Genomic DNA, 13,362 nt, shown 5'->3' on the forward strand with positions numbered 1-13,362 from the left:
GGTTCATGCTGATCCAAATCAGGCCATACGATCACACATCCCTACCAAGTTGTGTGATTTACATTTCGCTCCGCTCCAACTTTGTTTTGCCCGGCGGCATGGTGCCGTCCGGGTTTAAAACAAAGACTATGCTTAGCACCATATCCTGGCAGCAATATGTCACTGCCGTTCTCCTCCTCTCCGCCGCCTGGTACGCCTATGTCGGCCTGCGGTATTACCAGCCCGAACTCTCCGCATTCCTTAAGCTCAAGCCAAACATTAAATCAGCCCTACCCCCGGTCGCCAACCAAATGACCGTAGTCATGGGCGAAGCCAAGCCTGAAACTGATACCGGGCTTTTTGACCCGGACGAACTTATTTTCAGCAGTTCGCAGCCGGACGATATCAGTGATCAGACCTTACCCAAAGGGCCTGCCGATGATTTACTGGCTGAAGCCAAAGTATTGGTTGAAGCTTATGGTCAAAACGATGATAAGGCCGGATTCCTTTCCCTTTTTAAACTATTACTGGACAAATACGAAGTGTTTGCTGATGAGATCAGCCTTCCGGCCATTCTCAAACAGCTTAACAACTACGCAACTGATAAACTCCCATTTCAAATCGAGGCCGCTGAATGGCCATTAACATCTGCATCATGAAAAAGATAAAAGCAATTATCGCCTTGCTGTTTATGGCAACCGTAAGCCTCGCGCAGGACGGCAATGCCGGCATTAACGAAGCCACCAATCAGGTTAAAAGCTATTTCGCCACGGGCACCAATTTAATGTATGCCATAGGCGCTATTGTCGGCCTGGTAGGCGCGATCAAAGTCTACAAAAAATGGAATGATGGCGAGCACGATACCGGCAAGGTCGCGTCCAGTTGGTTCGGTTCCTGCATCTTCCTGGTTGTGGTCGCCACGGTGCTTAAATCATTCTTTGGGGTATGAGTTACCAGATCAACAAAGGCATTAACCGCCCCATAGAATTTAAAGGGCTAAAGGCTCAATACATCGGCTATTTGGGCGGCGGGCTGGTTATCCTGCTCGTGCTATTCGCCATCCTGTATTTGATCGGCCTGGCGGTGTACTACTGCATACTCATCATCCTGGGTTTGGGTAGCCTGTTATTTTATAAAGTATTTGGGCTAAGCCACAAATATGGCGAACACGGGTTAATGAAACGCAATGCCCGCAAATACCTGCCGACCTATTTGAAATTTAAAACAAGGAGCATCTTTTATGAAAAACGCTGAACAAGTATTCCCGATCTATAAAGTCGAGCACGATACGCTGCTTTCCATGCAAGGTGACCTGACCATCGCGTTTGAACTGACCCTGCCGGAACTGTTTACGCTGTCGAATGATGAGTACATGGCATTTCACCAGACCTGGGTGAAAGCCATCAAGCTATTGCCCAAAAACGGCATCTTTCATAAACAGGATTGGTTCGTTGAGCATAAATATGCCGCCGGCTTTGGCGACATAACCTTCTTAAGCCATGCCAGTGAACGCTTCTTTAACGAGCGCCCTTACCTCGCCCATCACTGTTTGGTGATGCTCACCAAACGGCCGGAAAATTATAAACCGGTAACGAGCGCAACCAGTAGCCTGATGCGAAAACGCATTACTCCAGCTCAAGCTACCTCAACGGAACTGTTCCGTGATTTTGCGGATAGCGCCGGTCAATTTAAACGTATCCTGGAAGATAGCGGCTTAGTACGGGTTCGCCGCTTAAATGATGATGAACTCGCAGGTACCCTACAAATACCCGGTATTTTAGAGCAATACTGCTTTTTACTCGGCCAGTCCGACAAGCCTGTATTAAAAGATATCCATTTGCATGATGAACTGCGCATCGGTGAAAACTATTGCCAGCTATACACACTGGCTGAAGCTGAAAATCTGCCGGCATTGGTTGGCCCGCGCATCACTTACGATCAATACAGTACCGATAAAACCAAATTCAGTACTGGCTTTGCCAGCCCAATAGGTGCCTTGCTGAACTGTAATCATATCTATAACCAATATTTATTTATTGAAGACAGTGCCAAAACCCTCAAAAAACTGGAAGCCAAAAAGCTGCGCCTGCAATCGCTCTCCGCCTACTCCCGCGAAAACGCAATCGGCCGTGATGCCACCCAGGAGTTTTTGAACGAAGCGATCAGCCAGCAAAGGCTTCCGGTTAAGGCACATTTCAATATCCTGGCCTGGACGGCTGACAAAGCCGAATTGAAAGACGTACGTAACAAAGTCAGCTCCGCTTTGGCGCAACTGGATGCCCAGCCCAAACAGGAAACCGATGGCGCGCCGCAGATCTGGTGGGCCGGTTTGCCCGGCAACTCAGGGAATTTCCCAATGAACGACACCTTTGACACGTTTGCCGAACAAGCAGCCTGCTTTTTCAATTTAGAAACCAATTACCGCTCGTCATTGTCACCTTGCGGCATTCGCCTGGGAGACCGATTGAGCGGTAACCCGTTGCATGTTGACCTGAGCGATGAGCCGATGAAAAACGGCATCACCACCAACCGCAACAAATTTATCCTTGGCCCATCCGGCAGTGGCAAGTCCTTTTTTACCAACCACCTGCTCCGCAGTTACTATGAGCAGGGTTCACACATTGTACTGGTCGATGTCGGCCATAGTTATGAAGGGCTTTGCGAATTCGTAGACGGTTATTATTTCACTTATAGCGAAGATAGTCCGATCAGCTTTAATCCATTTTATGTCGGTAAAGACGATGTTCTCGATACCGAAAAACGCGAAAGCATCAAAGCCATGATCCTGGCACTCTGGAAAAAGGAAGACGAAGGTGTGCAACGCTCCGAATACATAGCCATTTCCGACGCCCTGTTTCACTACTATGAGAGCCAACCGGAATTTGCCTGCTTCAACTCCTTTTACGAGTTTTTGAAAGGCCCTTTTTACGATACCATGAAAGCCAGTAAGGTCAAAGACCAGCATTTCGATATTGATAACCTGCTGTTCGTTTTACGCCCCTACTATAAAGGGGGCGAATATGGTTACCTGTTAAACGCTATCGAAAACCTTGACTTGCTGCACCGCCGTTTCATCGTGTTCGAGCTGGATAATATCAAAGACCACCCGATCCTGTTCCCAGTGGTTACGCTTATCATCATGGAGACCTTTGTGAGCAAAATGCGCAAGCTGCCCAAAGAAACCCGCAAAATGATCTTAATTGAAGAAGCCTGGAAAGCCATCGCCCGTGAGGGAATGGCCGAATACATTAAGTATTTGTTCAAAACCGTCCGTAAATTTTTCGGTGAAGCTTTAGTGGTCACCCAGGATATCGAAGATATCATCAGTTCGCCGGTTGTTAAACAAGCCATTATTAATAACAGTGATTGCAAGATCCTGCTTGATCAGCGTAAGTATCAGAACGACTTCCCGAAGATACAACAGTTATTAGGTATCACCGATAAGGAAACAGCGCTCATCATGAGTATGAACCGGGCTAATGATGAGCGGTATCGCTATAAAGAAGTCTTCATTAGTTTAAATGGTCAATTGTCAAGGGTTTACCGTACCGAGGTCAGCCGGGAAGAATACTGGACCTATACCACCGAATCAGCTGAAAAAGCAAAAGTGAAAACCTACAAAAAGAAATATGGCGATATCCGCAAAGCCATTGCGGTAATCGTCCGGGAAGAACAAGAAAACAATGCAGCATGAAAACAACCATTAAGCTATTGCTCGCCGCCATGCTATTAGCCGGCTGCGGCTCGAAAAATATTGAAGGCACTTATGTCAGCCATAACCAGGGCCAATTTTCTATTGCCGACGATACCCTGGTCATTACCGATACGGTTATCATTAATCACACCGGCTTTCAAAAGATACGGAACGGACAAATGATGCCCAAGGCGTTCAAAACCCGGAAATGGACGTTACACAGTCCCGACGCGCCGCCTATGCAGATCAGCGGCAACCAAATTCAAATCGGCAACACCACTTACCATAAACTGCCATGAAAAAGTTAGTATTTATATTCCTGCTGTTCGCCGCAACGGCAAGCCAGGCACAAATACCGTTTGTCGGCACACTGGTCAAAAAGGTTATCAAAGCCATTGACCTGAAGGTACAACGTATGCAGAACGAAACGATCTGGTTACAAAACGCGCAAAAAACGATAGAGAACGAATTGTCGAAATTTCGGCTAACTGAAATTTCTAACTGGTCGGAGAAGCAAAAGGCGCTATACAGTGACTATTATGACGAGTTATGGAAGGTAAAATCGACCATTGCTTTTTACCAGCGGATCAAAGATTTGACCGTAAAACAGATAGCGATGGTGGGCGAATATCAAAGAGCCTGGAAGCTATTCCAGTCGGATCAGCACTTTAAGCCCGATGAAATTATCCAGATGCAAAGGGTTTATGTAGGTATACTCGATGCCAGTGCTAAGAATATCGATCAGATCATGTTGGTCATTAATCCGGGCAAAACCCAAATGACCGATCAGCAAAGGCTGGAGGCCATTAACCAGGCCGGTGACCGGCTGGATGAAAATTATAGCGATCTCAAACAATACAATAATCAAAACATGATCCTGAGCCTGCACCGAAGCAAGGATCTCAACGAAGTACAAACCATCAAAAATTATTATGGACTGCATTAAACAAGCAACAAACCTGCGCAGCAAAGCAAAGCATTTGCTGGCGTTCGCACTGGTGACCGCTGCCATGAGCCATTGCGCCCAGGCGCAAACTTTTGCGGAATGGTTTAGCCAAAAGAAAACACAAAAGAAATACCTGTTGCAGCAGATCGCAGCACTGCAGGTTTACAGCGGCTACCTCAAAACCGGTTATAGTATTGCTAAAGGTGGCCTGGGTTCTATTAACTCCTACGTTGGTAATGAATTTAGTCTGCACGATGGCTATTACAAGCACTTAAACAAAGTGAATATAGCTGTGAAGAATAACCCACAGGTTAATGACATTATCCGCTGGCAGCAAGATATTTTAAAGCAAACCATGGCTATAAAAAAGCAAGGTGGGTTAACGGCGAATGAAAACAATTACACCGGTAAAGTTTGTAGTGCCTTGCTAAGCGATTGCGATGCCCGCATCAATGATCTCCAAACTATTTTATCAGATAACAAAACCGCAATGAGCGATGAGGAGCGCATACGGCAGATCGCAAGGTTACACCAGGCAATGCAGGATAACTATCGTTTCGCAGGTAATTTCAGATCACAGCTACAGCTCTATGTTCGGAACAAACAGCAGGAACAAAACGATCATCATACTTTAAAAAATTTATATGCAAACCGCTAAAACACTTAAACGCCGTGGGGCTATCATAGTGGTAGCCTTGCTGCTAACAATGAATGCTAAAGCCCAAAGCGATGAACTGCAACAATTGCTGCTCAATATCGAAAAACTAACCCAGTTCAAAGCCATCCTGTCCGATATGAAACAAGGGTACCAGATCTACCAGCAAGGTTATGGCATGGTCTCCAATCTATCAAAAGGTAATTTCAATCTGCATAATATATACCTGACCGGCTTAATGGCGGTCAATCCCGCAGTTCGTAATAACCCCAGGGTCGGCCAAATCGTAGGACAGCAAAACGCTCTAATCAGCGAATATAAACGCTACGCCAACCTGTTCCGACAAAGTGGAACTTTCAAAGGCAACGAACTTGTTTATTTCAATAACGTCTATAACCAGCTTGTCAAACAAAGCAACGCGAATATAGATGAACTGGCCAACGTCACGACGGCCGGGCAATTAAGAATGTCTGATGATGACCGGTTGCGCGCCATCGACCGCATCTTTACCAGCAGTACCGAACAGCTCCAGTTCTTGCGCTACTTTAACCGCAAAGCGGTCATGCTCAGTTTGCAGCGCAGCAAAGACCGGAATGATACCCAAACACTCAAACGGCTTTACGGCATCAACTAAAAAATCATGAAAAAGAAATTATTATTAAGCGCCTTACTGGCGTTTACAGGGACACTTTTTCCCTTATTTTCCAAAGCCGAAGGCCTGGCCGATGATATCCACGGCCTCCAGGGCGTGTTGAATAATGTTTATAATGAGATGCTCCCGATGTGCAGCCAACTCATCGGCGTTGCGCGTGGCATCGCCGGTTTCGGCGCACTTTTGTATATCGCCGCCCGTGTCTGGCGGCATTTGGCCAATGCCGAAGCCGTAGATTTTTACCCCTTGTTGCGCCCATTTGCTTTGGGTATGGCCATCCTGCTTTTCCCCACTGTTATCGCCGTGATCAACGGCGTAATGAACCCGGTTGTAACTGCCACCGGTGGCATGGTAAAAAATTCTGATGCCGCTATCGAAAAGCTATTGGCTCAAAAAGAAGCCGCTATCGAAAAAACAGATACCTGGCAGATGTATGTTGGTGATGACGGCGAAGGTGACCGAGACAAATGGTATAAGTACACCCACCCCGATGACCCCAACGGCGATAAGGAAGGTGTATTCTCCGGCTTAGGTAACGATGTGAAATTTGCCATGGATAAAGCCAGTTATAAATTCCGCAACAGCGTCAAACAATGGATGTCTGAGATACTACAGGTGGTTTATGAAGCTGCTGCCCTTTGTATCAATACCATCCGCACCTTTTATTTGGTCGTATTAGCGATACTCGGCCCGCTGGTGTTCGGCATTGCCGTTTTCGATGGCTTCCAACATACGCTGACGACCTGGCTGGCTAAATACCTCAATGTATTTCTCTGGCTACCGGTGGCCAATATCTTCGGCAGCATTATCGGTAAAGTCCAGGAAAACATGCTGAAACTGGATATTCAGCAAATTGGCAATGCCGGCGATACCTTTTTTTCCAGCACCGACACCGCTTACCTGATATTTCTTTTGATCGGTATCGTCGGCTACTTTACCGTGCCTGCTGTGGCCGGTTATATCATCAATCCGGGCGGCGGCAATGGCTTATTAAACAAGGTTACCAACCTGACCAGCATCAGCTTGAGTTCGATTAAATCAAGTTCGTATTCGGCCGGGATGGCGGCCGGCGAACGCATGACACAAGGCGCGACCAACATCGTGAATGCGCCCGGCCATATCGCCGAAGGCTACCGTTCGGCAGGTTCCAATAATGTACAGGCAGAAAAACTAAACGGAAACGCTAAAAAATAAAGATCATGTTCACACACCTGAGAAATATCGAAACTGCTTTTCAGCAAAATAAACGCATTGTCGCGCTGGTCATTTTGACGAGCGCCCTCATATCTATCGCTGCTATCTATTTTTCCTTTGCCGCTTATCAAAAAGCTTCCGCACACATTTATGTGCTGGCAAATGGCAAAGCTTTGGAAGCCATCGCGGCAGACCGAAGAGACAATATCCCGGTGGAAGCGCGTGACCATATTAAAATGTTCCATCACTACTTTTTTACGCTTGATCCGGACGAAAAAGTGATCCAAAGCAATATCGGCAAAGCCTTATACCTGGCCGACGAAAGCGCACGCAACCAATACAATGGCCTGAAAGAAAAAAGCTATTATAACAACCTGATCTCCGGCAATATCAGCCAGCAGATCACCGTGGACAGCATTCAACTCAATATCAATTCCGAGCCTTATTATTTCAAATGCTTCGCTACGCAAAAGCTTATCCGGTCAACCAGCACCATCAATAAATTACTCGTTACCCAAGGCTACCTGCGTAACGTCAGTCGTTCCGATAACAACCCGCACGGCTTTTTAATAGAGCATTGGGAAACATTGGCTAACCGCGATACGACCATAGCACCATGAATAGATTCCAACAATGGTTTAACCAGTTAAAACCCGCACAGCAAAAAACAGCCCTGGTGCTTTTTTGCCTGCTGTTCGCTTGCCTGCTAATACTCAGTATTCGCTATCAGCAAACCAATATGAATACCGGCAACATTGTACAACCCCGGCTAAAAACAGATACACTAAAACACAGATAATTATGGAAAAGCAACGAAAATTCCTGTTGGTATTACCGTTATTGGTGATCCCATTTATGACCATGGCCTTTTGGGCTTTAGGTGGAGGCAAAACGCAAAATCAGCAATTCGTCAATAACCGCGGGCTTGATACCGACCTGCCTGAAGCACAGTTTAAGGACAAAGATAAAACCGATAAAATGTCCGTTTACCAGGCAGCTCAGCATGATTCCACGCAAAATGGCGTAAGCCCGGCATTCCTGAACTCGATGGGATTATCCAAAGACTCGGTTGCTACGGCCGATGACCAGGCCCAAAAAATACAAGCTAAACTTGCGCTGCTTAACAAACAGCTTAACCAGCCCCAAGAACCACGGTCAGTTAATAATTACGATGAACCCGACCCGCAACAGGTTAAACAGCTAAAGAAAATGATGCGGAATATGAACGCCGGCAGTAATCAGCCAGACCCGGAGATGCAACAGTTAAATAAGATGCTGGACAAAATACAGGCGATACAAAACCCATCATCGCTATCAGCGCCCGCTGCGAAACCGGAAGCCAGCACACCCTTCCGTGCCATCCCGGCTGTGATTGACGGTAAACAAAAAGTAGCCGACGGCGCAGCCGTTAAACTCAAACTGACCGATACGGTCACCATCAAAAACCAAGTTTTGCCTAAGGGACAGGAACTTTTCGGCGTTTGCCAGGTAACCAACCAGCGCTTGCTCTTAACTATTCAAAATATCCGGCTCGACAAGCAAATTATCCCGGTCAACCTAACGGTATTTAGCCTGGACGGGATGCCCGGCATCCCGGCACCTGAAGCCGAATTAGGCGGCGCAGCCGGTAATGGCGCGGATAACGCTATTCAAAGTATGCAGTTCCTGACCATGGATCAAAGCCTCGGTGCACAAGCCGCTGCCGGCGGTGTAAACGCCGCTAAAAGCCTGTTCAGCAAGAAAGTTAAAAAGATCAAAGTGAAGCTGGCCGACGAATACCCGGTTTTATTAAAGATCAACAAATAGAGGTTATGGACGACGAACTGAATATTGACCCAAGGGAAACGGATTATTTAGACCATATCGACATGTACCAGGCGATCAACTTTTATGAACTCAGGACTCAGCTGGCAGACCTCGGCTTTAATGAGGATCTTCTGTTAAACGAGTTGCGCAGCATGGTCACCGCCAACACAGAAAAACTGCTGCACGATATCTATATCCAACAGGGCGGTGCCGATTTCGCCCTATCCTTTAAAAAGGAAAAAAATTCCGGTTACCAGTTGTACTGTATTGATGCCTCGATGGATATTCCCGGCAAAGTCAACAACCAAGTTATGCAATATTTTCAGCCTGATGTGCCGGTGAGTACGGCTACCGAATTACTCCGGCTGAGCCTGTTCGTCCGGAATGATCACGACCCTTTTATGCCATTAAACCTCCAAGAATCACAAGCTTATATTCATTTATTAAAAACAAATCATGTTATGAACGATCAAAATTTAAGTTACCTGCAAAAACAATTGCTAAACCTGGGGTTTGGCGAGAAAGTCAACGACGAACTGGAAAAAAATATCAAGTCGGGCAAAAAGGAGTTTACCTTAGCCACCGAACAGGAATATAATAAACAGAGCGTAGATTATACCCTGCACTACAAAGCCGGCGATCAAAACGATATGTACTTCTTCAACAAGTATGATGCGTCATTGCGGGATAAGGATATGCAGCAAACCTTTTACCTCAACAAAGGCAGCGGCATTACTGCAAAGGAGGCTTACAACCTGATGGAAGGCCGTGCGGTGCATAAGCAACTCGAAAACCTGGAGGGTGAAAAATACAATGCGTGGATCATTATTGATAAAGAGAATAAGACAGAAAACGGCAATTTTAAACTGCGTCCGTTCACCGATGGGTGGAATTATAAACCTGAGCGGGCGATCGACAAATTGGATATTGTGGGCATCAACGAAGAAGGCGCCCGCGACAAATTAATGAAGTCACTGGAGAAGGGCAACCGCCACCAGGTTACCGCTATGAAGGACGGCAAAGAAGTAAAACTGTACCTGGAGGCCAATCCCGCCGAACACCGTGTCAACCTCACCAATTGGAAAGGCGAAGCCCAGCAGTTAGAGCATTACAAAAAGCCTGAACTAAAGGCGGAAAACAAAAAGGACCAAAAGCAAGCGCAGGCCCAGGAGGATGCGCAGGCAAAAAAGCAGTCACGCAAACGCGGCGCTAAAATGAGCGTATAATTTATAAATTTGCAATACTAATGACCGGCAATCCTGCCGGTCAATTGTGATAAGGTTTAGGTTGAAAGTCCCCGGCGGCGAGCGCTTTGGGGACTTTTATTTTAGAATATATAGTCTAAATAGTTAAAATGCTTATATTTAAAGCATTAACCAACCTATCATATGTTTCGTTACCTGCTTACCACTTTAACCCTGTCAGCCGTTTTCTGCGTGGCTACCGGCCAGCCGCTACCTGAATTTAAAACCCGCGGGAATAAAATCCAAGGCCTTACCACTGCGCGGGAAGCCAAAATGCGGGAAGCATTGGCAACATTTGAAAAGATCATGAATGATACCTTGTTTCAAAAGGAGCTGCTCAGGAAAACTTTTGCTTACGATGTACCTACTGACCCTTACCGCACGCTCACGACACGGCAGGTCGTTGAAAAGCTTTACAAGGCAGCTGAATGGTACCAACCCGCAGAAGATCAAACCGCCAATGTTTACTGGGTAATCAAAAAAAGGGCGAAGATCGTTACTGTGCTCACGCCTCATCCCGCCATCGGGTACGGATTGCCAACCGACACGACGATTTATACCTATACGTGGTACTTTGATGATGCAGCTAACAAAGCCGATATCGTGGGCCATCTTGCGCACGAGTGGTCGCATAAACTCAAATTCGCTCACTTAAAGAACAGCCATCCAGGCCGGGAAAATACCGTTCCCTATGCCTTTGGCAACCTGATCAAAGCATTCGCAAAAAAATATTATCAAACCTCTTCACGATGAGAACCGCTATTATCCTGACCGTCCTTTGCTGCCTTTGCATACTGAGCGCATCCGCTCAGCAAAATACTGTCAAAATTGATGCTGATGTGGCCAAACACCTGAAAGAAGTCAAAGCTCTGATCGCTGACCCAAAGTCCCAGCCGGAAAATTCCAAATCCGGTAAATTAGTTGCCGGCTATGCTTTTAACGACACATTACAGCGTTTTTTTAATAGTGTGAGCGGGACTGTAATTAAAAGCGGCGTAGTACAGAGCGCATCGGCGGTGCTGGATGATAAAAGTTTAACGGTCAACTATACAATACCTTTTAAGAAAGCCCCCTGGCTCACCATCCAGCCAACGATAACCGGAAGCTCATCTAAAGGGGTCATTGACCTTTTTACCGGTGACAAATTTGCTAAAACGCTGACCGGCGGGATAAACTTCAATAAATTCATCAAGGGCACCGGGTATTACCCAAAAAGCAAAAAGATCAATTTTCTTTATCACCTAAAAAAAGGGGAAAAAGACTACGGACCTGTCTTATATAAGTATAGGAAAGAGAAATCGCTTGCAGTGGACGCCCTGATTAAGTTTTGTGACGATAGTGATAATGCATTGGTATTCAGCGAACCAAAATTAACCGACAGTACCTACGCAGACTACTTTAATAAAAGAGCGCAGTTACACTTATTGCTGGTTGAACTCAAGGATTTTTTTCCGGAAAAGATGGATACGACCGATATGGCGCAGGTAAAACTATTTGCCAATGACTTCAAGGTCAGCGGCCATAAGAATGCCTTATTGGACTACAAACAAGATGTAAAAGCGGTCAAATTCCTTGATTCTTTGCAAACAAGCGCGCCTTTTTCCCATTTCAGGTATATCTGGTTCACACTGAGCCCGAAATTGAATCAGAAGGATTACCCCATCTATGACCCCGGCAACGTGGCGAAAGACTATACCAAAACAGAAAGTGATTTTTATTTCAGCGTTACCGGGTCGCTCAATTGGCTTTGGTCCTGGAAAAAATTTAAAGTACTGGTATATCCGGGCCTGACGCTGTCCAATGCCAGAGTGTATGACCCGGCTGACTCCATCGGTCTTTCCATCCAAAAAAACTATATACCGGGCGACGACAACGTAAAATCGGTAAAATCAACCGGCTTTTATCCCGTCGTGGCGGACAGACAATGGGTGAAATCAATTACCCTGCCGGTCATGCTTTACTGGACCAAAGGCATGGGGATCGATGCCGCGGCAGGTCTTAAATTACAATCGGGAGCCAATGATTTTAACGCGCGCTTAGGTTTCTTTTTTAACATCCCGACGACTAAAGGAGAAAGTATCACGCTGGAACCGCTGATCAAATACGATAATGATAAGAGCAAAGTCTACGACAGGAACTTTGATAAATTTACCATGGGCTTTAGTGTAAGTTTCGCGGTGCCGGCTTATCTTACGGGGAAATAAAATGGGCAAATACCGTTTAGTGATCTTTTTATTTCTGAGCATTTGGGGAATCGGTCTTCAGGCACAAACTATCAACGCCGCCTACGTTAAGGCCTTGTATCAAAAATATCCCACGCAGAAATCTGATTTTTGCACTGCGTGTAAACTTTGGGTGAATCCTTATTACCGTTCGGTCGCCGATACGAGCCGGCATATGCCGCTGGTTACCTATTATGTCTATACGAAAGCCCATCGCCTCCAGCAGGAAAGCGCTGACGTGCCCCGCACAGGAGTTTACGCGGCATGGCATGCCGCTTATGGACAGCCTGACGAAACCAAAGTTTATAAACAAGCCAATATAGAGTCGCCTGATATGATCGCTAAGGGGCATTGCCAGGCCTGGATCTTATTGGCTTATGATGCAGACGGCGCCATCTTGTCCGACACCTATACATTTAACGCCGGCATGGAATACCAGGGACAGAACATCGGTACGGAGATCGCTACGGAAGAATTATGCCGTAAACTTACGGAGCAAACGGACAGTGTCCGCATTTGGTGTGGCACTTACGGCAGCCAACGGACCTATACAAAAAACAATATTACGGTCACGTTACCCAGCTACTATTATAAGATCATTCAATATGATAACGAATTGCTTTGTTATTGGATGCCCAACCTGCCAACAGAGAAACGTGCGCTTTTACCACAAAGAAAAGTCAGCCATGAGCAACTTGTCGTTAACCTTGGATTTGACCCAATGACAATTTTTAAGGAGTAATCTAATTCAACTGGATGTAAGCAGCTAATGGCACGGCTGAAATAAAGGCCCGACTACGGACAATCCGGTTAGTCTCCCCATCGTAAAACACCTCCGCATAAAATTCCTGATGACTATAAAGCGCGACCCTCAAATTATCCTCAAAACGTACATCAACAAAGTTACCTTGCATGGCCACCGTGGCTTGTAGTTCCTCATTAAGGGCGTTAAATTCGTATAGGGTCATAA

The 13,362-nt window shown here is 46.2% G+C and carries 17 protein-coding genes; 16 read left to right on the top strand and 1 reads right to left on the bottom strand.

The genetic code is table 11. The annotated features are described in order from the left end of the window. Positions 1-5: 5 nt before the first annotated feature. The 16 genes from ACFGVS_RS03305 to ACFGVS_RS03380 all read left to right on the top strand — a co-directional run bounded on the left by ACFGVS_RS03305 (position 6) and on the right by ACFGVS_RS03380 (position 13,134). Positions 6-638, top strand: coding sequence for a hypothetical protein (locus tag ACFGVS_RS03305; protein WP_439697442.1), 633 nt, complete (start codon positions 6-8; stop codon positions 636-638). Then, complete coding sequence (locus ACFGVS_RS03310) at positions 635-928, top strand: DUF4134 domain-containing protein (protein WP_439697443.1); 294 nt, start codon at positions 635-637, stop codon at positions 926-928. Before ACFGVS_RS03305 ends, ACFGVS_RS03310 begins: the two co-directional genes overlap by 4 nt. Beyond that, the gene (locus ACFGVS_RS03315; protein ID WP_439697444.1) at positions 925-1,233 is read left to right on the top strand and encodes a DUF4133 domain-containing protein; all 309 of its coding nucleotides are present in this window, start codon (positions 925-927) and stop codon (positions 1,231-1,233) included. The genes ACFGVS_RS03310 and ACFGVS_RS03315 overlap by 4 nt, the downstream gene beginning before the upstream one ends. After that, on the top strand, positions 1,220-3,673 hold the full coding sequence (locus ACFGVS_RS03320; protein WP_439697445.1) for a TraG family conjugative transposon ATPase: 2,454 nt from the start codon (positions 1,220-1,222) through the stop codon (positions 3,671-3,673). The genes ACFGVS_RS03315 and ACFGVS_RS03320 overlap by 14 nt, the downstream gene beginning before the upstream one ends. After that, complete coding sequence (locus tag ACFGVS_RS03325) at positions 3,670-3,972, top strand: hypothetical protein (protein ID WP_439697446.1); 303 nt, start codon at positions 3,670-3,672, stop codon at positions 3,970-3,972. Before ACFGVS_RS03320 ends, ACFGVS_RS03325 begins: the two co-directional genes overlap by 4 nt. After that, complete coding sequence (locus ACFGVS_RS03330) at positions 3,969-4,619, top strand: conjugal transfer protein TraI (RefSeq protein ID WP_439697447.1); 651 nt, start codon at positions 3,969-3,971, stop codon at positions 4,617-4,619. The genes ACFGVS_RS03325 and ACFGVS_RS03330 overlap by 4 nt, the downstream gene beginning before the upstream one ends. Then, the gene (locus ACFGVS_RS03335) at positions 4,606-5,277 is read left to right on the top strand and encodes a hypothetical protein (protein WP_439697448.1); all 672 of its coding nucleotides are present in this window, start codon (positions 4,606-4,608) and stop codon (positions 5,275-5,277) included. Before ACFGVS_RS03330 ends, ACFGVS_RS03335 begins: the two co-directional genes overlap by 14 nt. Further along, positions 5,264-5,908 (top strand): TerB family tellurite resistance protein, encoded by a 645-nt coding sequence (locus ACFGVS_RS03340; protein WP_439697449.1) that lies wholly within the window; start codon positions 5,264-5,266, stop codon positions 5,906-5,908. The genes ACFGVS_RS03335 and ACFGVS_RS03340 overlap by 14 nt, the downstream gene beginning before the upstream one ends. Positions 5,909-5,914: 6 nt before the next feature. After that, positions 5,915-7,120 carry a conjugative transposon protein TraJ gene (traJ, locus tag ACFGVS_RS03345; protein WP_439697450.1) on the top strand — a complete coding sequence of 402 codons (1,206 nt, stop codon included), beginning with the start codon at positions 5,915-5,917 and terminating at the stop codon, positions 7,118-7,120. Between the two features lie 5 nt (positions 7,121-7,125). Next, a complete protein-coding gene (gene traK, locus ACFGVS_RS03350) occupies positions 7,126-7,740 on the top strand; it encodes a conjugative transposon protein TraK (protein ID WP_439697451.1) in 615 nt (204 codons plus the stop codon). Further along, the gene (locus ACFGVS_RS03355) at positions 7,737-7,919 is read left to right on the top strand and encodes a hypothetical protein (RefSeq protein ID WP_439697452.1); all 183 of its coding nucleotides are present in this window, start codon (positions 7,737-7,739) and stop codon (positions 7,917-7,919) included. Before traK ends, ACFGVS_RS03355 begins: the two co-directional genes overlap by 4 nt. 2 nt (positions 7,920-7,921) lie before the next feature. After that, positions 7,922-8,926, top strand: a complete 1,005-nt coding sequence (traM, locus tag ACFGVS_RS03360) for a conjugative transposon protein TraM (protein ID WP_439697453.1) — start codon at positions 7,922-7,924, stop codon at positions 8,924-8,926. A gap of 5 nt (positions 8,927-8,931) precedes the next feature. Then, a complete protein-coding gene (locus tag ACFGVS_RS03365) occupies positions 8,932-10,152 on the top strand; it encodes a hypothetical protein (protein WP_439697454.1) in 1,221 nt (406 codons plus the stop codon). Between the two features lie 162 nt (positions 10,153-10,314). Beyond that, entirely contained in the window at positions 10,315-10,923 is a 609-nt protein-coding gene (locus ACFGVS_RS03370) for a hypothetical protein (protein WP_439697455.1), read from the top strand. Positions 10,924-11,009: 86 nt separating this feature from the next. Next, positions 11,010-12,374 carry a hypothetical protein gene (locus ACFGVS_RS03375; protein ID WP_439697456.1) on the top strand — a complete coding sequence of 455 codons (1,365 nt, stop codon included), beginning with the start codon at positions 11,010-11,012 and terminating at the stop codon, positions 12,372-12,374. A gap of 1 nt (position 12,375) precedes the next feature. Continuing rightward, a complete protein-coding gene (locus tag ACFGVS_RS03380; RefSeq protein WP_439697457.1) occupies positions 12,376-13,134 on the top strand; it encodes a DNA/RNA non-specific endonuclease in 759 nt (252 codons plus the stop codon). Position 13,135: 1 nt separating this feature from the next. Here the strand turns inward: ACFGVS_RS03380 and ACFGVS_RS03385 are convergent, their stop codons facing one another. Further along, a complete protein-coding gene (locus ACFGVS_RS03385) occupies positions 13,136-13,360 on the bottom strand; it encodes a hypothetical protein (RefSeq protein WP_439697458.1) in 225 nt (74 codons plus the stop codon). Positions 13,361-13,362 lie beyond the last annotated feature (2 nt).

The organism is Mucilaginibacter sediminis (assembly GCF_051903035.1).
In the GTDB taxonomy this organism is placed as follows: domain Bacteria; phylum Bacteroidota; class Bacteroidia; order Sphingobacteriales; family Sphingobacteriaceae; genus Mucilaginibacter.

Excerpts from the sequence above, each read along its gene's own strand:
- ACFGVS_RS03305 (WP_439697442.1), top strand. The coding sequence starts at position 6 with ATGCTGATCCAAATCAGGCCATACGATCACACATCCCTACCAAGTTGT.
- ACFGVS_RS03310 (WP_439697443.1), top strand. The coding sequence starts at position 635 with ATGAAAAAGATAAAAGCAATTATCGCCTTGCTGTTTATGGCAACCGTA.
- ACFGVS_RS03315 (WP_439697444.1), top strand. The coding sequence starts at position 925 with ATGAGTTACCAGATCAACAAAGGCATTAACCGCCCCATAGAATTTAAA.
- ACFGVS_RS03320 (WP_439697445.1), top strand. The coding sequence starts at position 1,220 with ATGAAAAACGCTGAACAAGTATTCCCGATCTATAAAGTCGAGCACGAT.
- ACFGVS_RS03325 (WP_439697446.1), top strand. The coding sequence starts at position 3,670 with ATGAAAACAACCATTAAGCTATTGCTCGCCGCCATGCTATTAGCCGGC.
- ACFGVS_RS03330 (WP_439697447.1), top strand. The coding sequence starts at position 3,969 with ATGAAAAAGTTAGTATTTATATTCCTGCTGTTCGCCGCAACGGCAAGC.
- ACFGVS_RS03335 (WP_439697448.1), top strand. The coding sequence starts at position 4,606 with ATGGACTGCATTAAACAAGCAACAAACCTGCGCAGCAAAGCAAAGCAT.
- ACFGVS_RS03340 (WP_439697449.1), top strand. The coding sequence starts at position 5,264 with ATGCAAACCGCTAAAACACTTAAACGCCGTGGGGCTATCATAGTGGTA.
- traJ (WP_439697450.1), top strand. The coding sequence starts at position 5,915 with ATGAAAAAGAAATTATTATTAAGCGCCTTACTGGCGTTTACAGGGACA.
- traK (WP_439697451.1), top strand. The coding sequence starts at position 7,126 with ATGTTCACACACCTGAGAAATATCGAAACTGCTTTTCAGCAAAATAAA.
- ACFGVS_RS03355 (WP_439697452.1), top strand. The coding sequence starts at position 7,737 with ATGAATAGATTCCAACAATGGTTTAACCAGTTAAAACCCGCACAGCAA.
- traM (WP_439697453.1), top strand. The coding sequence starts at position 7,922 with ATGGAAAAGCAACGAAAATTCCTGTTGGTATTACCGTTATTGGTGATC.
- ACFGVS_RS03365 (WP_439697454.1), top strand. The coding sequence starts at position 8,932 with ATGGACGACGAACTGAATATTGACCCAAGGGAAACGGATTATTTAGAC.
- ACFGVS_RS03370 (WP_439697455.1), top strand. The coding sequence starts at position 10,315 with ATGTTTCGTTACCTGCTTACCACTTTAACCCTGTCAGCCGTTTTCTGC.
- ACFGVS_RS03380 (WP_439697457.1), top strand. The coding sequence starts at position 12,376 with ATGGGCAAATACCGTTTAGTGATCTTTTTATTTCTGAGCATTTGGGGA.
- ACFGVS_RS03385 (WP_439697458.1), bottom strand. The coding sequence starts at position 13,360 with ATGACCCTATACGAATTTAACGCCCTTAATGAGGAACTACAAGCCACG.